Source organism: Pannonibacter phragmitetus DSM 14782, from assembly GCF_000382365.1.
Lineage (GTDB): Bacteria > Pseudomonadota > Alphaproteobacteria > Rhizobiales > Stappiaceae > Pannonibacter > Pannonibacter phragmitetus.
In genome coordinates this window covers 30,592-50,237 of the sequence record NZ_KB908236.1, presented here as the reverse complement: position 1 = coordinate 50,237, position 19,646 = coordinate 30,592, and the positions used below count along the sequence as shown (strand labels likewise).

Genomic DNA, 19,646 nt, shown 5'->3' with positions numbered 1-19,646 from the left:
CCATGATCGCCAAGGCAATAGCCCAGAATGAGCCGCAGCAGATCCACCGCACTCGAAAACGACCGCCGCCGCCGCAAGGCACCGGTCTGCGACGCGCTCTGCTCAAGAAAATCGGTGCCGCCAAGCCGCTCGACAACGCCTCGCCAGTCATCAGTCAGAAGTGATTCGGGTCTCATGCAAACTCAGAATCACAAAGCAAAAATCGTCGCAACAAAATAAGTTAGCGCGTATGGGCACAAGGCCGGGACGGCGCAGTGGGGAGGCTGCTCAGTGCCTCCTGAAAATGCGTACTGCAGCGGTTGGGTATCTCAAAAGAAAACCCGCTCTCCGCGCCGCCCCGGCCGCCGTGCCGGGGCCTGTGATGGGCGTACTGCTTTCAAGCCGCGACCTGATCACTGTCCGGAATATTCGCAATGCAGCCTCCGGTAAGGTGCAGAGCTTTGCAATCAAAACAAAACCCCCGGAACCTCGCGGCGCCGGGGGCTTTTCAATAGTCATACTGCCAGCCGGATTACTCCGCGGCGGCCTTGGACTTGGCGGGCTGCTCCAGCGCCACGACCTGGCGGCCGTCGAAGGCGAGGGCGATTTCACCGCGCTTGAGCTTCAGGGCCATCTCGCCGAACATTTCGCGGCGCCAGCCTTCCAGCGCAGGCACATCGGCCTGATCATCGGCGGCGATCTGCTCCAGATCCTCCACCGTGGCGATCACCTTGGCGGCGACGCCCTGCTGTTCGCTGACGAGCTTCAGCAGGACCTTCAGAAGATCCACTGCGGCGGCAGAGCCATCGGGCGCCTGACGGCCCTTGGGCAGCTTCGGAAGCTTCTCCTTGGGCAGGCTCATGGCAGCGTTGACGGCCTTGAGGATGTCCTCTGCCTGTTTGGAGCGTTCAAAGCCGCGCGGAATGGTGCGCAGGCGGCTGAGGGCATCTGCATTCACCGGCTGCTGGGCGGCAATCTCGTAGATGGCATCGTCCTTGAGCACGCGGGAGCGAGGCACGTCGCGGGACTGGGCTTCACGCTCGCGCCAGGCGGCGACTTCCATCAGTACAGCCAGCTCGATCGGCTTGCGCACGCGCATTTTCAGCCGCTGCCATGCATCTTCCGGCTCAGTGCGGTAGGTGCCTTCCGACAGCAGTACCTGCATCTCGTCGCCCACCCAGCTGATGCGGTTCTGTTCGGCCAGATTGGCCTTGAGGAACAGATAGACATCGCGCAGGTAGGTGACGTCCGCCAGCGCATATTCCAGCTGCTTCTGTGTCAGGGGCCTGCGGGCCCAGTCAGTGAAGCGGGAGGACTTGTCGATGCGCGCACCGGTGATGCGCTGCACCAGCTGGTCATAGGAGACCGAGTCGCCAAAGCCGCAGACCATTGCTGCGACCTGAGTGTCGAAGAGGGGCGTCGGGATCAGGCCGCCGAGATGATAGACGATCTCGATATCCTGCCGGGCGGCGTGGAAGACCTTGATGACAGCCTGATCGCGCATCAGCTCGAAGAAGGGCGCAAGGTCGAGCCCGGTGGCCAGTGCGTCGACGATGAAGGCATCATCCGGGCCAGCCAGCTGGATAACGCAGAGCTTCGGCCAGAAGGTCGTCTCGCGCAGGAATTCCGTGTCCACAGTCACGTAATCATGGGCGGCAAGGCGCTTGCAGGCGTCGGCGAGGTCAGATGTGGTCGTGATCAGATTCATGGTAACTCTGGTCTATACCGCAGACTTGCCATCTTGTCGCCATGAAACCGTCAGCCTCTTGTAATGTGCGCCGGCGAGGTTGCATGAAGGAAACACCTGCGCAAAGCTCAGGTTCCGGAGGACAGCTTCATGCGCAGGATTCTCATCGTCAACAGCAAGGGCGGCTGCGGCAAGACCACGCTAGCCACCACGCTTGCTGCCGCTTTTGCGGCAAGGGGCGAGCGGGTGTTTCTCGCTGATGCCGACCGGCAGCGCTCGTCGCTGGGCTGGCTGAAGCGGCGGCCGCAAGGCCTGCCGGTGATCCATGGGCTCGACTGGAGCAAGGGAGAGCATGACATGCCGTCCTTCAGCCATGGCTTTGTCTTCATCGACGGTCCCGGCGGCCTGCGCGGCGAGAAGGCAAAGGAACTGGTGGCGGAGGCCGATGACATCGTCGTGCCGCTGATGCCGTCGGCCTTCGACTGGGACGCGACGGCTGCGTTCCTGAAACGGCTCGCGGAGATGAAACGGATCCGCAAGGGCAAGGCGGAAATTCTCGTCGTGGCCAACCGGGTCCGCCGCAGCCGGGCTGATCAGCTTCTGCTGCAGCAACAGGCGCAGGAGTCAGGCTATCCGCTGCTGACCGAAATTGCCGACCGGGTGATCTATGCCCGCCATGCTGCCAGCGGAACCTGCGTCTTCGATCCGCCGGCAGCCCCGGCTGACGTTCTGGCGCAATGGCATCCGCTCATTCAGGCGCTGGATTGATATCCCAGCCGCAATGCGTTCTCACGGCTTTTCCTTTGCGCTTCCAGATCCGGCCAGTTTGGCGAAGAAGGCGGAGGTGCGCAGGAGGGAGCGGAAGCGGCTGCGGCGGCCTTCTGCCGGAACGCCTTCGCGCTGCAACATCCGCATCACCGTATAGATCATGAACAGCCCCTGCACGGCGGCAGTGTACCAGAAGAGGGAATGCGGCCCGTAACGGCCCATCAGCATCGAGGCAAAGAGCGGTCCGGCAATGGCCCCGACCGACCAGAAGAACAGGGTTCCGGCCGAGACAAGCGCATGCTGGCCGGGGGCCGCGTGGTCATTGGCGTGGGCCGAGCACAGGGAATAGAGCGGCATGGCAAAGGCGCCGAAAGCGAAGATGCCCAGATAATTGAGCCAGACGCTTTCTCCCGCAATCTGCGCCAGGAAAATGCCGGAGATGAAGGCGCCGAAGGTGGCGATGAGGATGATCAGCCGCCGGTCCAGTTTGTCGGAGTAATGCCCAAGCGGATATTGCAGCACCACACCGGCAAAGATGCCCGCGCTCATGAAGGTGGCGATGGAGGTGACCGTCATGCCGATCCCGTCCGCATAGACGGGGCCAAGCGAGCGGAAGCTGGCGTTGGTGAAGCCGACAACGATGCAGCCGATGGTCGCCAGCGGTGACACGCGCCACAGCACCCGCACATCGAAGCGCACATGCTCGGGCACCGCCGGGCTGGTGCGGTCGGTAAGGGAGATCGGCACCAGCGAGAGCGTCAGCGTCATGGCGATGATGACGAACAGTTCGAAGCCGCTGACGCCGACCGCCGGGATGATGTACTGGCCCAAGGTTACCGCGCCCAGATCGACAAAGCGGTAGATGGAAAGCGTGCGGGCGCGGTTGGCATTGGTGACGCGCGCATTGAGCCAGCTTTCCACCACGGCAAACAGTCCGGCGATGCACAGACCCTGAACGAGGCGCATCAGGAACCAGGGCAGGGGCGCGATATAGAGCAGCATCAGCATGGAAGCGGCGGCGGCAATCGCGGCCAGGGCGCAGAAGGCGCGGATGTGGCCGATGGCCCGGATGATCCGGGTGATATAGATGCAGCCGATGGCGAAGCCGATATTGTAGCCTGTGCCGATGACGCCGATGGTCTGCGGCGAAAAGCCTTCCTCCAGCGCGCGCAGCGAGATGAAGGTTCCCTGCAGCCCGTTGCCGCCGATGAGAATGCCGGCGGTGGCGAGCAGGGGAATGAGCGGGCGGATCGTTGACATCGGTTTCTCTGGAAGGCGCGTTGCGATTGCGGGCCGGCGCCTTGTTGCTGCGCTCTTGGACCTCTGGTCAGTTCTGTGTGCGGCGGTGCCGGGCCCGACTCAAAGGCCGCAGGCCGCCTGCAATTCCCTAGTCTCCCGTTGTACTCTGCGTTTGCCGGTGAAAACAGTTCACGAGGTGAATGGACACTTCACGGAAAGTGATCGGTTGGCGCGCAAGGCTCTAACGCGGCATGCCCCGGAAGGGCTGGAACGGGGGAGGAAACCCGCCTGCGTCTTGACTTTGGCGGCACAACGTGGCTTGTCGCTCGCACGATTGCGTGCCCTTTTGCGGGGCGCGCCCCTTGTTCATTGCCGAGATTGTCGAGGACTGCATGCACCGCTACCGGAGCCACACTTGCGGCCAATTGCGCGCGAGCCACGTTGGGGAAACCGTTCGCCTGTCGGGCTGGGTCCACCGTGTGCGCGATCATGGCGGGCTTCTTTTCATCGACCTGCGTGACCATTACGGCATCACCCAGTGCGTGGTTGACCCGGACAGCGCCGCCTTCAAGCTGGCCGAAACCGTCCGCTCCGAATGGTGCATCCGCATCGACGGCGAGGTGAAGGCCCGCACGGCAGAGACGGTGAATGCAGGCCTGCCGACCGGCGAGATCGAGCTGTTCATCCGCGACATGGAAGTGCTGGGCGCTGCCAAGGAGCTGCCGCTGCCGGTGTTCGGCGAGCAGGAGTATCCCGAAGACGTCCGCCTGACCTACCGCTTCCTCGATCTGCGCCGCGACACGCTGCACAAGAACATCGTCAAGCGCACCCAGATCATCGCCGCTATGCGCCGCGAGATGACCAAGGGCGGCTTTACCGAATATTCGACGCCGATCCTCACCGCCTCCTCGCCGGAAGGCGCGCGTGACTTCCTGGTGCCGAGCCGCATCCACCCGGGCACTTTCTACGCGCTGCCTCAGGCGCCGCAGCAGTACAAGCAGCTGCTGATGATGGCGGGCTTCGACCGCTATTTCCAGATCGCTCCCTGCTTCCGCGACGAGGACCCGCGCGCTGACCGTCTGCCGGGTGAATTCTACCAGCTCGACCTCGAGATGAGCTTCGTCACGCAGGAAGACGTGTGGACCACCATGGAACCGGTGATCCGCGGCATCTTCGAGGAATTTGCCGAAGGCAAGCCGGTGACGCAGACCTTCCGCCGCATCGCCTATGACGATTCGATCCGCATGTTCGGCTCCGACAAGCCGGACCTGCGCAACCCGATCGTCATGCAGGAAGTGTCCGATCACTTCCGCAGTTCCGGCTTCAAGATCTTCGCCCGCATGCTGGAAGACGAGCGCAACCAGGTCTGGGCCATTCCGGCCAAGACCGGCGGCAGCCGCGCCTTCTGTGACCGGATGAACTCCTGGGCGCAGGGACAGGGCCAGCCGGGCCTCGGCTACATCTTCTGGCGCAAGGAAGGCGATGTGCTGGAAGGCGCTGGCCCCATTGCCAAGAACATCGGCGAGGAGCGCACTGAAGCGATCCGCCAGCAGCTCGGCCTTGAGGACGGTGATGCCGCCTTCTTCGTCGCGGGTGATCCGGCGAAGTTCTACAAGTTTGCCGGCGAAGCACGCACCCGCGCGGGCGAGGATCTGAACCTCGTGGACCGTGACCGGTTCGAGCTGTGCTGGATTGTCGACTTCCCGTTCTATGAGTGGAACGAGGACGAGAAGAAGCTCGACTTCGCCCATAACCCCTTCTCGATGCCGCAGGGCGGCATGGAGGCGCTGGAGAACCAGGACCCGCTGACCATCAAGGCCTATCAGTATGACATGGTCTGCAATGGCTTCGAGATTGCGTCCGGCTCGATCCGTAACCAGTCGCCGGAGCTGATGGTCAAGGCCTTCGAGAAGGTTGGCCTGAGCGCTGCGGATGTGGAAGAGCGCTTCGGCGGCCTCTACCGCGCCTTCCAGTATGGCGCACCGCCCCATGGCGGCATGGCCGCTGGTGTGGACCGCATCATCATGCTGCTGGTCGGGGCGAAGAACCTGCGTGAGGTGTCGCTGTTCCCGATGAACCAGCAAGCGCAGGACCTGTTGATGGGCGCGCCGACGCCGCCCAGCAACGAACAGCTGCGGGAGCTGCATCTGCGGCTTAACCTCCCGGCCAAGTGATCTGATGCTGCGCCCGCCCAAAAGCGGGCGCAGCCGTATTACCCGGCGGTGATCCTTGTACCAAGGGCGCAGGCCGCCGCAGACCAGAGGCGTGAAACGTGAGCGTCAAGACCTGGTTTCAGGACCCGGATGGCACCTATGAGGTGATCCGGCGTCTCGTTTCCGAAAATGCCCGCGCCCATGTGCCGGGTTATCTGCTGTCCTTCCTGTTCATGGGCCTTGTTGCGGGCTCGACCGCGGCCAGTGCCTGGATCATGCGTGACGTGATCAACGAGGTCTTCGTCAACCGCGACCAGTCCATGGTCCGGCTGATTGCCTTTACGGTGATGGCGATCTTTGCGGTCAAGGGCATCTCGACCTACGGTCAGCAGGTGACGATGAGCCGGATCGGCAATGCCATTGTCGCCGATTGCCAGCGCCGCCTGTTCCGCACCATCACCCGGCAGGACATGGCCTTTTTCGACCGCACACCGCTGGGCGATCTGGCGACACGGCTTTCGCACAATGCACAGGCTGCCCGCAGCGTGCTGGACATGGTGGTTCTGTCGCTCGGCCGCGACCTCCTGAGCGTTGTGGGCCTCGTCGCCGTCATGGTCATTCAGGACCCCGGCCTCAGCGCCATTGCGCTGCTGATCATGCCGCCGGCCGTTTTCGGCGTGTCGCTGCTGGTGCGCCGGGTGCGCAAGCACGCCAAGTCACAGTTCGTTTCGACCACCAAGATCGTCTCTGCCGTGCAGGAAACCGCCATCGGTGTGCGTGTGGTCAAGGCCTTCCGCGTCGAGGACCGGATGCGTGCCGAGATGGACAAGGCGGTCAGTGATGTGGAACGCCGGGCCAACCGCATTGCCGCGCTGACGGCCCGCACTTCGCCGTTGATGGAAACGCTTGGCGGTTTCGCCATTGCCATGGTCATCCTTTATGGCGGTTTCAGCGTTATCGAGCAGGGCAAGGACCCCGGCGGCTTCTTCTCTTTCATCACGGCGCTGCTGCTCGCCTATGAACCGGTGAAGCGCCTCGCCCGCCTGCATGTGAACCTCAGCTCCAATCTGGTCGGCGTGCGTCTCATGTTCGAGATGCTGGACCGCCCGCCCGCCTTCGAGGATGCGCCGGATGCCGTTGAGCTGAAGACCGGCAAGGGCGAGGTCCGGTTTGAAGGCGTGCATTTCACCTATGGTGACAAGCCTGTACTGAACGGCCTCGATCTGATTGCGGAAGCCGGCAAGGTGACCGCTCTGGTCGGCTCGTCAGGGGCCGGCAAGTCCACCACCTTCTCGCTGCTGGAGCGGTTCTACGACATCCGCACGGGCCGCATTCTGATCGACGGTCAGGACATCCGGCAGGTGACGCTCGCCTCCCTGCGCGACCAGATCGCGCTGGTGACGCAGGATACCTTCCTCTTCGACCTCTCCATCCGCGACAACATCGCCCTTGGCCGCCCCGGCGCCGGGGACGCGGATATCATCCGTGCGGCTGTGGATGCCAATGCCCATGAGTTCATCGAAGCGATGGAACAGGGTTACGACACGTTCGTTGGCGAAGGCGGTGGACGGCTTTCCGGTGGCCAGCGCCAGCGCATTGCCATTGCCCGTGCCATGTTGCGCGATGCGCCGATCCTCCTGCTGGATGAGGCGACTTCGGCACTTGACGCGGAATCGGAAGCCAAGGTGCAGGGCGCGCTGAAGCGGCTGATGCAGGGCCGCACCACGCTCGTCATCGCCCACCGGCTTTCCACCGTGCGCGATGCGGATTGCATCGCCGTGTTCGACCGGGGCCGCGTGGTGGAAACCGGCACGCATGAAGCGCTTCTGGCCCATGACGGTGTTTATCGCAGGCTCTACGATCTGCAGTTCCGGGAGACGGCGAAGGGGTGATGCGGGCTTCTTTCAAGGAGCCTGCATTGCCGGGAATTGATACAGCGCAGCCGGAAGACAGAAAACGCCGGGCAGAGGGATCTGCCCGGCGTTCTTGTTTGCTGTTTCAGGTCTTCTCTTCCCGGCGAGCGTGGCTTGCCGGGGAAGGGGGATTACTCTGCCGTGGCGCTTGCGCCCAGCAGGTCCGGAAGGGTCTGCGGAGCGGTGGCGCCTGCGCCCAAAAGCTGGGTGACCGGGACCGGTGCCTTCGGGGCCATTTCGATTACGAGGTTCTTCGGATCGGCCGCGAAGGTGCGGGCTGCCTCCAGCAGTTCCTCGCCGAAGCGGGTGCCGGTGAGCGGGCCCATGTCCTGTGCCATCATGTCGACCAGACCTGCGGCGAGCTCTTCCTGGGTCAGGCCGGACTGGTCAGCCTGCGCACCGATGAAAGCGGAGAGAACGGCGAGGTTTTCCGCTTCGATGCGGCCGGACTTGATGCTGGCGGTTGCCAGCGCCATCTGCGCCAGTTCCGGGTTCTCGAAGACGTCCTTCGGGATCCCGCCGATGGTGAAGGTCATGTGGATCTTGCCGCCGTCCTTCATCTCAAGGCTCAGGTCCTTCAGCGTCAGATCACCCGTGGCTTCATCCCAGTTCATCTCGAAGTTCTGGTCGATGACCACTTCGGAGATGTTGAGACGCGAGGCGAGGTCCTGGAACTGCGGATCCGGAACAATCGCCACCGGGAAGCGCAGACCCTTGATCACGAGGCCAGCCTCGGTCGGAATGCGGTTGATGTGCTTCGTTTCCGTCTGGCGGTAGGTTTCAAGCTCGATCGGGCCGTCACCCAGTGCAGCGGCCTTGACCGAAACATTCAGCACTTCTGCCAGACCGATGATCGGACGGGCGTCGAGGATGTCCTGAACCGAAGGTTCCACCCCGTGCGAGCTGAGCTGTGTGGTGCGGATCAGTGCGTCCATCAGGGGGAAGTCGATGTCGCCGACCGCAATGCGCCCCAGATTGACAGAGACGGACTGCGCGCCCTGATCGGTGTCCAGCTTGAAGCCGTCAAAGGCAAAGAGGCCGAGGCCTTCGCTGCTGATGTCCTTCATCTCGAACTTGTCGAGAGCGCCGCTGACGCTGGGGGCAGTGAAGCTGACGCCATTGACCGCCATGCCATCGGCCTTGAAGAACCGAAGCGATGCAACGGCAGCCTCACCGGCCGCGTCGGTGCCGGCAGCAGATTCATCAAGCGCCAGCTGGTCAATATACGGCCAGATGGGAAGAACTTCCGCCTTGGTGATGCTCATGGGGTCGGCGGTGATGCTGTCGATCTTGACGTCGACGCCGGCGACGTTGACGGTCATCTCTTCAACTGTCTGGCTGCCCATGATGGTCAAGCGGCTTGGGTCGGAGCCCTGGCCGATCAGGGTCAGCAGCGGCATGAAGTCGATGTCCTTCACCACCTGCTTGCCGATTGTCATGGTCATCTGGGCCATCTGGCCGCCGGGTTCAAGGGGCATGAAGTCCTGGGTCTGGACCGTCTTGCCGACCGAATACTCGCCGATCCGGAAGTCCTTGTACCCGGTCATCGCATAGTCTTCGTAGACGGTCTTCTGGTTCATGCCGTCCGGGCCGGTCATCTCCAGTGTCATCGTCTCGATGTGATAGCGGTCGCCCTTGCCGTCCAGCAGGGTGCGGGCAATGTCGAAGTAACGCGTCACCGGGCGCTGCGGATCTTCCGGCACATCAGGGATGCGGCTCCAGGCCATGCCTTCAGCCTCATAGCCGGTCTGGCTGAGGGTGATCTTCACCGGTTCGGCAGGCTTTGCCTCCGGTGCGGCGGCCTCGGGAGCTTCGGCACTTTCCTGCGTTTCGCCAGACTCGCCTTCGGCCGGTGCATCTGCGGTCTCGTCTTCGGGGCCGGGGATCTCAAGCATCGTCTGGCCGGTGCTGGCGGTGTCAAAATACTTGCCGGGGATCTCGATGTCTGCACGGGCAGTTCCCGGCACGGAAATCTTGGCGGCCTCGTAGCCCTTGTCCGTCTCAGTCAGACCCTCGAAGGAAACGGCGTCAATGTCCAGCTTCACGTCCAGCTTGTCCTCGCCGCCAGGCAGCGGAATCGCGAACTCGATCTTGACCCCGTGGATCGTGACATCGTTGCCGGTTGCACCATCTTCGGCGCGTTCGTAGCTGGCTACGGAAGCCCCCATGCTGGTGAAATCCGCCATCCAGCGGTCCACCAGCACGCTGGCCTGGTTGGCAAAAGCGTGCGAGGGCAGCGACATGACCAGCACCACCGTGGCAGTGCGGGCGCTGAAGCGGGTGAAGATCGGGTTCGGCAACAAGGCTTGGCCTCCTTTTTGTGAAAATGCAAAGCGCGGCAGTTCAGTCAAACCGCCGCGCTGGCTGGTTCAGAATTCAGCGTCCGGTCCAAGGTTCCATCGCAGGATGCAGGAACCTCGGACGGCGCTTACTTCTTGTTGGCAGTTACGTCGATCCCGAGGATCTGCGGCAGGCCCTGCGGTGCCATCACGGCCGTTCCGAAGATCTGCGCGATGGAGACCGGTGCAGACGGCTTGGCGTCAGCCTGCAGCGACACGGGGTTGTCGAGGAACTCGGCTGCAGCCGTCGCCACCTTGGCCTGGAACTCCGGGTTCTGCAGCAGGGCGAGCATCATCGGCAGGCCGGTCTTGAGCTGGCCCACGACAGCAGTGCGATCCGAACCGGCAGCCTTGGCCTGCTGGTCCAGCAGACGGTCAACGATGGAGCCGTTGTCGAAACGCAGGCGCATGGAGTTGACGGTCAGCCCCTGAAGGATGGCCATGGCTTCGTCGCTGTTGTCCTTGGCGGCGGAGAGCTTTTCGGCCACTTCCTTGGTGAAGCCGCCGATCTGCACGGCCAGGGCAACACCACCCATATCGGCAGCGGTGATGTCCAGCTTCTGCAGGTCCAGAATCCCAGTCACCGGGTCCCACTTGAAGTCGGTCGTCAGATCGGCGCTGATGGTCTCATAGCCAAGATCGGTCAGCTGCTTTGCCGAGGAAGCATCCATCTCCGAAACGGCCATGGTCAGGCCGGAAAGGCTCAGTTCGCCTGCGGTCGGCAGTTTGTCTTCGCGGCTGTTGATGGCGGCATAGGCCGATTCCAGGCGCGCCTTTGTGGTGTCGCCTTCCGTAATCTCGATGCCTTCGGCCTCGATGCTCTTGTAATCGGCCACATCCTCGAAGGCCTTGGAGCCGTCGGCCGGGGGCAGGACCACTTCACTGGCAACAAAGGATGCGACGGAAACGGCCGTGCCCGTCTTGTCTTCCAGATAGGCTTCCTCGAGGGCGAGCCCGTCGAGCGTCATGGTGCCGTCAGCCTGCACCTCACCGTTGGTCAGCGTGATGACGCCAATGGAGCCCGCGCCGTCCTCCGGCGTCTTGCCTTCGAGGGCAACGTCTTCGATGGTGACCTCGCTGCCATCCTCCGATACGCCGCCGACCGACACGACCTTCACTTCCCCGGCTTCAAGACGGGTCAGGAAAGCATCGGCAATGTCATTGCCGGTCGCTTCGAAGGCCAGTGCGCCGTGGGCCAGCACCAGAGTCATGACAGAAGCGCTGACACCGCGCATCAGAAAGGATCGCATTTGAAGCTCCAGATTGAGAACTGAAATCTAAACCGCCGGAACCATGTCCCAACCTTGCCATCCGGGTCCGTGACCTGCGTCACACACAGGTCTTTGGCCGGAACATGACCGTCCGTGAGGCAGGTTAAACTACTCCGGCATAACGGCTTTGTGAAATGATCTGTCAAAGCGGGCAATTTCAGGGCGCTTTGACGCCGCAGGCTCATACTTTTTGCCGGTGTGTGGAAGCCTTGCAAGCCCGCACAAATGCTTTGGCATTGTTTCCGTGTGAGCTAGAGTGCCGCTGATGGGCCGCACAGACGAGGTCTGCTGCGGCAAAAATCAGGGAACGGGGTGAAGGGCTTGCATGTGAGGCAAGGCCTGATTCCCCGGCTGCCCCCGCAACTGTAAACGGCGAGCGACGCCCCGATGCCACTGGCCCACAGGCTGGGAAGGCAGGCGAAGCGGTGAACCGTGAGCCAGGATACCTGTCCATCACATGACCGGGCGCAAAGCCCCACCCAGTCCCATGCGCGGCGGGCGCAGAAAGGAACGAGCATGCATATCGAGGAAGGCGTCGTTGAAGGCGCGAAGATCATCCTGAGTTACGGCACGGCGGCAGCGGCTTTCGGGCTTGCGGCAAAACTCGCAATTGACGATCTGCGGACCAATGGCGGTGCCATTCCGCTTCTCCTGCGCAGCATCATGACGGCTGCGCTCGTGTTCTGCTTCTTCGAGGTGCTGCCGCATCACCCCGTGGGCGTGTCCGAGGTGCATCTGATTCTCGGCTCGACCCTGCTGCTGCTGTTCGGGGCAGGGGCTGCTGCCATCGGTCTGGCGGCCGGTCTGCTGATGCAGGGGCTGTTCTTTGCACCCTTCGACCTGCCGCAGTATGGCATGAATGTCACCACGCTGCTGGTGCCGCTCTTTGGCATCAGCCTGCTGGCAAAGCGAATCATTGCGCCGTCGACGCCTTATGTGGACTTGAAGTACTCGCAGGCGCTGGCGCTTTCCACCGCCTATCAGGGCGGCATTGTTGCCTGGGTGGCCTTCTGGGCCATCTACGGCCACGGCTTTTCTGCGGAGAACCTGGCGGACGTGGCCAGCTTCGGTGCGGCCTATATGACCGTGATCATTCTGGAGCCGCTGGTGGATCTCGGCGTGCTGGCGGGCGCAAAGGCTCTGAAGCACCTCAGCCGGAGCCCGCTGTTCAACGCAAGGCTTCATGTGGCGGGCTGAACCTTTGGCATGAAAAGAGGCCGGGGAACTCCCGGCCTCCATGCAAATGATCTGATCAAAAAGGATCGATGCCGATGCGGCTCAGCTTGTCCTGGGTCCAGCCGTCGCCCTTGCAGCCTTTGTAGGCGCCGCCGGAGGCGTAATCGAGCAGCTCGTCCGGCAGTTCATCTGCTTCGATCCTGCGCGGCAGCACCAGCACGATCTCTCCTGCGGCTTCTTCCAGAACGCGGATCGCAAGGCTGGGCACCGGATCCGTGCCGAGCAGATCCAGGAGTGCTGCGTGCGGATCGCTCAGAAGCGCAGCTCGGAAGGCTGTGTCTGACTGTGCCTTGCTCCGAAGTTCGGCCTCCAGCAGGGCGCGGGCCTTTTCGAATGGATAGGCAATGATTTCGCTCATGATTGTCATCCTCAGAACAGGCCGCGGCCTTCGATCGGCGTGAAGAAGCCGATGTCACGCAGGCACTTGTCGAGGCTGCCACCGGAGGCATAATCGAGCAGCTCATCCGGCAGCTCGTCTTCGGCGATGGAGCGCGGCAGCACGAGAAGCACTTCGCCGGCCTCTTCCTCGACGACGCTGATCTTCATCGAGGGGATCGGATCACTGCCGAACATCTCGCGGATAGCGGCATGCGGGTTGCTCTTCAGCAGCTCGCGGAAGGCCGTGTCGGAGGTCGCCCTGGCAACGAGCGCAGCCTCGATGTGGGCACGGGCGCCGGCAACGGCATCTGTCATGGACGTCATCTGAATGTCCTTTCTGATCAAGTGATAAGTGGTTACTTCTTCTTGTCGAACCGGCCGAAGAGCCAGTCGTTCTTGAACTGGTTCCAGCATTCCTGCGCGTTACCGCCTGAGGCGTAATCAAGCAGCTCGTCCGGCAGCTCGTCCTGAGCGATCTTGCGGGGCAGAACGAGCGTGACTTCGCCAGCCCGCTCTTCCACCACGGTGATCTTCAGCGACGGGATCGGATCATTGCCGAGCAGCTCACGCAGGGCGGCATGCGGATTGCTCTTCAGCAGCTCGCAGAAGGCTGCGTCAGACGTGGCCTTTTCGATCAGCGCAGCCTCGATGTGGGCGCGGGCGGATGCCATGGTGTCTGTGAGATGAGACATGCTGTTCTCCTTGCCGGATTGCGTTATTTGGGCAGCCAGTCCTGCTTGTAGGCCCACTGGTTGAACTTCCACCAGCACTCCTTGGCATTGCCGCCAGAGGCAAAATCGAGAAGCTCATCCGGCAATTCTTCCGGCAGATCGTTCTGCGAAATCGCGCGGGGCAGGACGAGGGTGACCTCGCCAGCCTGTTCCTCGATGACGCGGATCTTGAGCGAGGGGATCGGGTCCACGCCAAGCAGCTGCTTCAGGGCAGCGCGCGGATCGCTCAGCAGAAGGGCGCGGAAGGCGGCATCTTCGCCAGCCTTCGCCAGCAGCGCTTCCTCAACATGCAGGCGGACGCGAGCCATCGGGTCTGTTGAACTGGTCATGTGAATGGCCTTTATCTTTCCGCTTGCAGCTGCCAGCGTTCGATGCTGACACAGCAGACAAGCATTTAGGTTCGAAAGTTCGTAGTGTCCGCCTGAATATCTGCGGAACTCGCAGAAGTATCAGGAGATGAAAAGAAATTCCGGAAAATCCGGTCACGCGTTACATGCGGCGTGCCCTGTTCCTGATGTTTCTTTTCTATTGCATGGCTGACGGCTGATGGTGATTGGACCTGAAAAGTTCCAAATCCTGCCGCAGTTCGCTTGCCGGTTTTTTGCCGCAATCATGGCCTCGACAAGTGCCGCCGGAATGGACGACGATTGGCTGCCCCCGCGCAGGCGCACAACGCATCAGGAGCCGCCGAACCATCATGCAGACCAGCATTACAACGCTTTCCGCCGTCCAGCTTTCCGCTGCCATCCATCAACGGCAGATCTCCTGCGTTTCCGTGATGGAGGCCTATCTGGAGCGGATCGGGCGGATCAATCCGCTGATCAACGCGCTCATTTATCTGCGGCCTGCAAGAGAACTGCTGGAAGAGGCGCGCGCGTGCGACCGGGAGCTGGCGGACGGGCACTCGCGCGGCTGGATGCACGGAATGCCGCAGGCGGTGAAGGATCTGGCGGAGGTGAAGGGCCTGCCATGCTCATGGGGCTCGCCCCTGTTCCCCGGCTATGTGTCCCCGGCTGATTCCATCCATGTGGCGCGGGTGCGGGCGGCGGGGGCCATTTTCATTGGCAAGACCAATACGCCCGAGTTCGGGCTGGGCTCACACACCCGCAATCCGGTGCATGGGGCGACACGCAATCCGCATGATCCGGCGCGCAGTGCCGGGGGCTCCAGCGGCGGCGCGGCTGCGGCCCTGGCCGCAAGGCTGCTGCCGGTGGCCGATGGCTCCGACATGATGGGCTCGCTGCGCAATCCGGCCGGGTTCAACAATGTCTACGGTTTCCGCCCCAGCTTTGGCCGGGTGCCGAACGGCAAGAGCCCGGATCTGTTCTTCAGCCAGCTTGGAATCAACGGCCCCATGGGGCGCACGGTGGCCGACATGGCGCGTCTTCTGGAAACGCAGGCCGGATATGATCCGGTTGACCCGCTGTCGCTCGCCGATGAAGACCTGAGCTTGCGCGGAGCTGCCAATCTCACGGGCAGAAAGGTTGCCTGGCTGGGGGATATGGGCGGCTATCTGCCGTTTGAGCCGGGCGTGCTTGAGGTCTGCCGAAAGGCGCTGGATGTGCTGTCCGCCATGGGCTGCGAGGTGGTGGAGGTGACGCCGCCATTCGACTTTGCAAAGCTGTGGGACTGCTGGCTGACCTTGCGCAGCTTCTCCGTCGCTCATGGCCTGCGCGGGTTCTACGACAAGCCGGAGGCACGCTCGAAGCTCAACGCCCAGATGCATTACGAATTCGAGCAGGCCCTGAGCAAGAGCGCGGCAGACATTCACACCGCTTCCGTGGTGCGCACCAGCTGGCACGGCGTGATGCGGCGCATGTTCGAGACTTACGACTTCCTGATCCTGCCGTCAGCGCAGGTGTTTCCCTTCGATGTCAATCTGCCCTGGCCCAGTGAGATCGGAGGGCGGACGATGGACACCTATCACCGCTGGATGGAAGTGGTCATTGGCCCGACGCTGGCGGGCCTCCCCGTGGCTGCCGTCCCTGCAGGTTTTGGGTCAGGCGGATTGCCGGCCGGCGTGCAGCTCATCGGCGCGCCACGGGCGGACCGGCAGACACTGGAATTTGCGCTGGCCTATGAGGAAGCGGCGGGGATCGGGACGGGCGGGCTGGAGTTGTGACGACTACCAGCGCGGCGCTATGAGGCGGCCTTCGGCATTCTCAGCCGCAGCGCGGCAGACGGCCTTGCCATCTTCCAGCTGCATCTGACCGGAGGCAACCAGCGCCAGCGCCTGCGGATAGATCTGGTGCTCGACGGTCAGCACCCTTGCGCCCAGTGCTTCTGGTGTGTCGCCGGACAGCACGGGTACGGCGCCCTGCGCAATGATGGCGCCTTCGTCCATGCCGGGCGAGACGAAATGCACGGTCGCGCCATGCAGGCGCACGCCCGCTTCCAGCGCACGCTCGTGGGTGTGAAGGCCCTTGAAGGACGGCAGCAGGGCAGGGTGGATGTTGATCATCCGCCCGTTCCAGCGCTCCACGAACCAGGGCGTCATCAGCCGCATGAAACCGGCGAGCACCACCAGTTCGATGCCTTCTGCCACCAGCATGGCGTCCAGCGCGCGCTCGAAGGCTTCCCGGTCACGGCCAAAGGTCTTGTGATCGAGAACCTTGGCCGGAATGCCAAAGCTCTCCGCCCGGGCAATGCCGCCTGCATCCGGCCGGTTTGAGACAACGAGGACGATCTCTGCCGGATAGGCAGGGTCCTTCGCAGCCTCGATCAGCGACAGCATGTTGCTGCCCCGGCCCGAAATCAGAACGGCGGTGCGCTTTCGGCTCACGGTCATGCGAAAATGCTGAGGTGATTGTCGAAGACGACTTCGCTTTCGCCTTCGGCACCGGCTTCCATTCGGCCGATGATGGCAACGGTCTCGCCTTCGGCTTCAAGGGCTGCCTTCACGGCCTCAACGCTGTCAGCAGAAACGACCACGACCATGCCGGCGCCGCAGTTGAAGGTGCGCAGCATTTCCTTTTCGGCGACATTGCCGGTGGCGGCGAGCCAGCCGAAGACCGGGGGAACGGAAACGGCGGACAGATCGATGCGCGCATTGGTGCCCTTCGGCAGCACGCGCGGCAGGTTTTCCGGCAGGCCGCCGCCGGTGATATGGGCCAGCGCCTTGATGCCGGAGGTGGCCTTGAGTGCCGCCAGCAGCGGCTTCACATAGATGCGCGTCGGCGTCATCAGGGCTTCGCCCAGCTTGCGGCCATCCGCGAAGGGGGCCGCATTCTCATAGGTGAGGCCGGAGACCTCGACGATCTTGCGGACGAGCGAATAGCCGTTGGAATGCACACCGGAAGAGGCGAGGGCGAGGAGAACATCGCCTTCCTGAACGTCAGGGCGCGGCAGCAGGCCATCGCGCTCGACGGCGCCAACCGCGAAGCCTGCAAGGTCATAGTCGCCCTTGCCATACATGCCCGGCATTTCCGCCGTTTCGCCGCCGATCAGCGCGCAGCCGGCGATCTTGCAGCCTTCCGCAATGCCGCCGACAACAGAGGTTGCCGTGTCGACATCCAGCGCGCCGGTTGCGTAATAGTCGAGGAAGAACAGCGGCTCGGCGCCCTGAACGACCAGATCATTGACGCACATGGCAACAAGATCGATGCCCACGGTGTCATGGCAGCCGGTGTCGATGGCGACCTTCAGCTTGGTGCCGACGCCGTCATTGGCGGCAACCAGCAGCGGGTCGGAGAAGCCTGCGGCTTTCAGGTCGAAGATGCCGCCGAAGCCGCCGATGGCGCTGTCCGCGCCGGAGCGGGCGGTGGCCTTGACCAGCGGCGCGATGCGCTTGACCAGAGCGTTGCCTGCGTCAATATCGACGCCTGACTGGGAATAGGTGAGGCCGTTCTTCCCCTGGCTGTCCTGCGCGCTCATGGGTCAAGTCTCCGTGCCGGTTGCGGTTTGCCAGCGCAATGCCCGATTTTCGGCCGCCTTGCAACGGCTGAGAGGCTGCACATCACGAAAAACCGCCAATTGCGCCTGCATGAGCCGTGGACGGCATCTGCCAAGGGAGGTGGCTGGCAGCTTCCGGCTTGACCTTGCGGCCTGAAACTGTCCCTATCGCGCTCATATGCTCATTGTTGCGGTGCGGAACGGAGTTGCATCATGACCTTACGCCGGCAGGTCCAGTTCTGGCTTCTGTCCCTTGTGGTCTTCATCCTGTTCATGATGCTGTTCAGCGCGGTTCTGCTGCCCTTCGTGGCCGGCATGGCGCTGGCCTATCTGCTGGACCCGGTGGCCGACTGGTTCGAGCGCCGGGGCCTCAGCCGGCTGGCGGCCACGCTGATGATTCTGCTGCTGTTTGTCGTCGTTCTGGTGATCGTTCTGGTGCTGCTGGTGCCGGTTCTCGGCAATCAGATGCTGGGATTTGTCGACAAGCTGCCTGGCCTTGTACGCTCCCTTCAGGATCTGCTGACCCAGCAGCTGGGTGACCGGATTACCAAGTTCAGCGGCCTGCGGGTCGAGGATCTGCAATCCTCCCTCGGCGACATCATGGGCAAGGCAGCAAGCTGGATTGGCGGTGTGCTGAAATCCGTCTGGAGCGGCGGTCAGGCGCTGATGTCGATCCTCTCGCTCTTCGTGATTACGCCCGTGGTGGCCTTCTACATGTTGCTCGACTGGGACAACATGATCGAGCGCATCGACAGCTGGCTGCCGCGCCAGCATCTGGAAACCATCCGGGGCCTTGCACGTGAAATGGACAGCGCCGTGGCCGGTTTCGTGCGCGGGCAGGTGTCCGTTTGCCTGCTGCTGGGCCTCTTCTATGCGGTGTCGCTGGTGATGCTGGGGCTCAATTTCGGGCTGCTGATCGGCATTGCTGCCGGGCTCGTCAGCTTCATTCCCTTCGTCGGCGCAGCGCTCGGCTTCATTGCCTCCATGTCTGTGGCGCTGGTGCAGTTCTGGCCCGACTGGCACTGGATTGCCGCCGTGGCCGCCGTCTTTGGCGTGGGGCAGTTTCTGGAAGGCAACATCCTGCAGCCGAAACTGGTGGGCAGCAGTGTCGGCCTGCATCCGGTGTGGCTGATGTTTGCCCTGTTTGCCTTTGGATATCTCTTTGGATTTGTCGGTATGCTTGTGGCTGTTCCGGCAGCTGCAATGGTGGGCGTGCTTGCGCGCTTCGCGCTGAGGCAGTACCTAGCCAGTGCCCTGTACAAGGATACGGGCGTTCCGGAGGGACCCGGAGCATCTGACGAGTAGAGTTCAAAGCCTGAGAGACCATGGCTGACACACCGCGCCAGCTACCCCTGATCCTGCCGCATGAGCAGGCACTGAGCCGGGATGATTTCCTGGAAGGCGAGGCCAATCATGCCGCACTGGAGATGATCGAGTCCTGGCCTGACTGGCCTGCGCCCGTCACCGTGCTGGCTGGTCCCGTGGGCAGCGGCAAGACGCATCTGGTGGAAATCTGGCGGGCGCTGTCGGGTGCAGTGGTCATTCAGGCCCGTGATCTCACCTCTGAAAAGGTGGCGGATCTCGTAGCTGCCGGGGCTGTCGCTGTCGAGGATGCCCACCGGGGCTTTGACGAGACGGCGCTGTTCCATCTCATCAATGCGGCGCGGCAGGCGGGGGCAAGCCTTCTCATCACCAGCCGCACCTGGCCATCAAGCTGGCCGCTGACGCTGCCGGATCTGGTCTCGCGCCTCAGGGCTGCGACACCTGTGGAAATTCTGGAGCCGGATGACGGGCTTTTGCGCTGTGTCCTTGTGAAGCTCTTTGCCGACCGGCAGGTTGCCATTGACCAAGGGGTGGTGGACTATCTTGTCGTGCGCATGGAACGCTCGCTTGGCGTTGCCGGCCGTCTGGTGGCCGCGCTGGACGCCGAGGCGCTGGCCGCAGGCAGCCGCATCACCCGCAGCCTTGCGGGCAAGGTGCTTGAGCGGCAGACAGGCAGCGCCTGAGAACAAATTGAAACGGGAGCAGCACTTTGGTTGACAGGGAAGAGACACCGGCAGC

At 62.8% G+C, this 19,646-nt stretch carries 17 protein-coding genes and 1 riboswitch; of the genes, 7 read left to right on the top strand and 10 right to left on the bottom strand.

The window, feature by feature from the left end; translation table 11 throughout:
- Positions 1 to 511: 511 nt before the first annotated feature.
- Positions 512 to 1,687, bottom strand: coding sequence for a ribonuclease D (gene rnd / locus H163_RS0120785; RefSeq protein ID WP_019966550.1), 1,176 nt, complete (start codon positions 1,685 to 1,687; stop codon positions 512 to 514).
- Between the two features lie 129 nt (positions 1,688 to 1,816).
- Between rnd and H163_RS0120780 the strand changes: the two genes are divergently transcribed.
- Positions 1,817 to 2,434, top strand: a complete 618-nt coding sequence (locus H163_RS0120780; RefSeq protein ID WP_019966549.1) for a ParA family protein — start codon at positions 1,817 to 1,819, stop codon at positions 2,432 to 2,434.
- 21 nt (positions 2,435 to 2,455) lie between these two features.
- Here H163_RS0120780 and H163_RS0120775 read toward each other — a convergent pair whose 3' ends face one another.
- Entirely contained in the window at positions 2,456 to 3,694 is a 1,239-nt protein-coding gene (locus tag H163_RS0120775) for an MFS transporter (protein WP_019966548.1), read from the bottom strand.
- Between the two features lie 371 nt (positions 3,695 to 4,065).
- On the opposite strand from H163_RS0120775, the gene aspS reads away from it, so the two are divergent.
- A complete protein-coding gene (gene aspS, locus H163_RS0120770) occupies positions 4,066 to 5,847 on the top strand; it encodes an aspartate--tRNA ligase (protein WP_026356136.1) in 1,782 nt (593 codons plus the stop codon).
- Positions 5,848 to 5,945: 98 nt separating this feature from the next.
- Positions 5,946 to 7,718: an ABC transporter ATP-binding protein gene (locus H163_RS0120765; protein ID WP_019966546.1), complete on the top strand. Its 1,773-nt coding sequence runs from the start codon at positions 5,946 to 5,948 to the stop codon at positions 7,716 to 7,718.
- A 152-nt stretch (positions 7,719 to 7,870) separates the two neighbouring features.
- On the opposite strand, the gene H163_RS0120760 is transcribed toward H163_RS0120765, so the two are convergent.
- Entirely contained in the window at positions 7,871 to 10,042 is a 2,172-nt protein-coding gene (locus H163_RS0120760) for a hypothetical protein (RefSeq protein WP_026356135.1), read from the bottom strand.
- 125 nt (positions 10,043 to 10,167) lie between these two features.
- Positions 10,168 to 11,328 (bottom strand): hypothetical protein, encoded by a 1,161-nt coding sequence (locus tag H163_RS0120755; RefSeq protein WP_019966544.1) that lies wholly within the window; start codon positions 11,326 to 11,328, stop codon positions 10,168 to 10,170.
- A gap of 270 nt (positions 11,329 to 11,598) precedes the next feature.
- A riboswitch (cobalamin riboswitch) is annotated at positions 11,599 to 11,818 on the top strand.
- 47 nt (positions 11,819 to 11,865) lie between these two features.
- Between H163_RS0120755 and H163_RS0120750 the strand changes: the two genes are divergently transcribed.
- Complete coding sequence (locus tag H163_RS0120750; protein WP_019966543.1) at positions 11,866 to 12,546, top strand: energy-coupling factor ABC transporter permease; 681 nt, start codon at positions 11,866 to 11,868, stop codon at positions 12,544 to 12,546.
- 55 nt (positions 12,547 to 12,601) lie between these two features.
- Here the strand turns inward: H163_RS0120750 and H163_RS0120745 are convergent, their stop codons facing one another.
- From H163_RS0120745 to H163_RS23360, 4 genes are read right to left on the bottom strand one after another with little or no spacing between them, the layout of a single operon-like run.
- Complete coding sequence (locus tag H163_RS0120745) at positions 12,602 to 12,943, bottom strand: hypothetical protein (RefSeq protein ID WP_040679398.1); 342 nt, start codon at positions 12,941 to 12,943, stop codon at positions 12,602 to 12,604.
- A gap of 11 nt (positions 12,944 to 12,954) precedes the next feature.
- Positions 12,955 to 13,287 (bottom strand): hypothetical protein, encoded by a 333-nt coding sequence (locus tag H163_RS23365; RefSeq protein WP_019966541.1) that lies wholly within the window; start codon positions 13,285 to 13,287, stop codon positions 12,955 to 12,957.
- A 32-nt stretch (positions 13,288 to 13,319) separates the two neighbouring features.
- Positions 13,320 to 13,655: a hypothetical protein gene (locus tag H163_RS0120735; protein ID WP_019966540.1), complete on the bottom strand. Its 336-nt coding sequence runs from the start codon at positions 13,653 to 13,655 to the stop codon at positions 13,320 to 13,322.
- 23 nt (positions 13,656 to 13,678) lie between these two features.
- Positions 13,679 to 14,023, bottom strand: a complete 345-nt coding sequence (locus H163_RS23360) for a hypothetical protein (protein WP_040679396.1) — start codon at positions 14,021 to 14,023, stop codon at positions 13,679 to 13,681.
- 368 nt (positions 14,024 to 14,391) lie between these two features.
- Here H163_RS23360 and H163_RS0120725 point away from each other — a divergent pair, with 368 nt between their 5' ends.
- Positions 14,392 to 15,816: an amidase gene (locus tag H163_RS0120725; RefSeq protein WP_019966538.1), complete on the top strand. Its 1,425-nt coding sequence runs from the start codon at positions 14,392 to 14,394 to the stop codon at positions 15,814 to 15,816.
- A 3-nt stretch (positions 15,817 to 15,819) separates the two neighbouring features.
- On the opposite strand, the gene purN is transcribed toward H163_RS0120725, so the two are convergent.
- On the bottom strand, positions 15,820 to 16,482 hold the full coding sequence (gene purN / locus H163_RS0120720; protein ID WP_019966537.1) for a phosphoribosylglycinamide formyltransferase: 663 nt from the start codon (positions 16,480 to 16,482) through the stop codon (positions 15,820 to 15,822).
- Positions 16,479 to 17,567, bottom strand: coding sequence for a phosphoribosylformylglycinamidine cyclo-ligase (gene purM, locus H163_RS0120715; protein WP_019966536.1), 1,089 nt, complete (start codon positions 17,565 to 17,567; stop codon positions 16,479 to 16,481). The genes purN and purM overlap by 4 nt, the downstream gene beginning before the upstream one ends.
- A gap of 231 nt (positions 17,568 to 17,798) precedes the next feature.
- Between purM and H163_RS24860 the strand changes: the two genes are divergently transcribed.
- Together H163_RS24860 and H163_RS24855 are read left to right on the top strand one after the other, a co-directional pair.
- On the top strand, positions 17,799 to 18,890 hold the full coding sequence (locus tag H163_RS24860; RefSeq protein ID WP_019966535.1) for an AI-2E family transporter: 1,092 nt from the start codon (positions 17,799 to 17,801) through the stop codon (positions 18,888 to 18,890).
- 20 nt (positions 18,891 to 18,910) lie between these two features.
- The gene (locus H163_RS24855; protein ID WP_019966534.1) at positions 18,911 to 19,591 is read left to right on the top strand and encodes a P-loop NTPase family protein; all 681 of its coding nucleotides are present in this window, start codon (positions 18,911 to 18,913) and stop codon (positions 19,589 to 19,591) included.
- Positions 19,592 to 19,646: the final 55 nt, after the last annotated feature.

Excerpts from the sequence above, each read along its gene's own strand:
- rnd (WP_019966550.1), bottom strand. The coding sequence starts at position 1,687 with ATGAATCTGATCACGACCACATCTGACCTCGCCGACGCCTGCAAGCGC.
- H163_RS0120780 (WP_019966549.1), top strand. The coding sequence starts at position 1,817 with ATGCGCAGGATTCTCATCGTCAACAGCAAGGGCGGCTGCGGCAAGACC.
- H163_RS0120775 (WP_019966548.1), bottom strand. The coding sequence starts at position 3,694 with ATGTCAACGATCCGCCCGCTCATTCCCCTGCTCGCCACCGCCGGCATT.
- aspS (WP_026356136.1), top strand. The coding sequence starts at position 4,066 with ATGCACCGCTACCGGAGCCACACTTGCGGCCAATTGCGCGCGAGCCAC.
- H163_RS0120755 (WP_019966544.1), bottom strand. The coding sequence starts at position 11,328 with ATGCGATCCTTTCTGATGCGCGGTGTCAGCGCTTCTGTCATGACTCTG.
- H163_RS0120750 (WP_019966543.1), top strand. The coding sequence starts at position 11,866 with ATGCATATCGAGGAAGGCGTCGTTGAAGGCGCGAAGATCATCCTGAGT.
- H163_RS0120745 (WP_040679398.1), bottom strand. The coding sequence starts at position 12,943 with ATGAGCGAAATCATTGCCTATCCATTCGAAAAGGCCCGCGCCCTGCTG.
- H163_RS23365 (WP_019966541.1), bottom strand. The coding sequence starts at position 13,287 with ATGACGTCCATGACAGATGCCGTTGCCGGCGCCCGTGCCCACATCGAG.
- H163_RS0120735 (WP_019966540.1), bottom strand. The coding sequence starts at position 13,655 with ATGTCTCATCTCACAGACACCATGGCATCCGCCCGCGCCCACATCGAG.
- H163_RS23360 (WP_040679396.1), bottom strand. The coding sequence starts at position 14,023 with ATGACCAGTTCAACAGACCCGATGGCTCGCGTCCGCCTGCATGTTGAG.
- H163_RS0120725 (WP_019966538.1), top strand. The coding sequence starts at position 14,392 with ATGCAGACCAGCATTACAACGCTTTCCGCCGTCCAGCTTTCCGCTGCC.
- purN (WP_019966537.1), bottom strand. The coding sequence starts at position 16,482 with ATGACCGTGAGCCGAAAGCGCACCGCCGTTCTGATTTCGGGCCGGGGC.
- purM (WP_019966536.1), bottom strand. The coding sequence starts at position 17,567 with ATGAGCGCGCAGGACAGCCAGGGGAAGAACGGCCTCACCTATTCCCAG.
- H163_RS24860 (WP_019966535.1), top strand. The coding sequence starts at position 17,799 with ATGACCTTACGCCGGCAGGTCCAGTTCTGGCTTCTGTCCCTTGTGGTC.
- H163_RS24855 (WP_019966534.1), top strand. The coding sequence starts at position 18,911 with ATGGCTGACACACCGCGCCAGCTACCCCTGATCCTGCCGCATGAGCAG.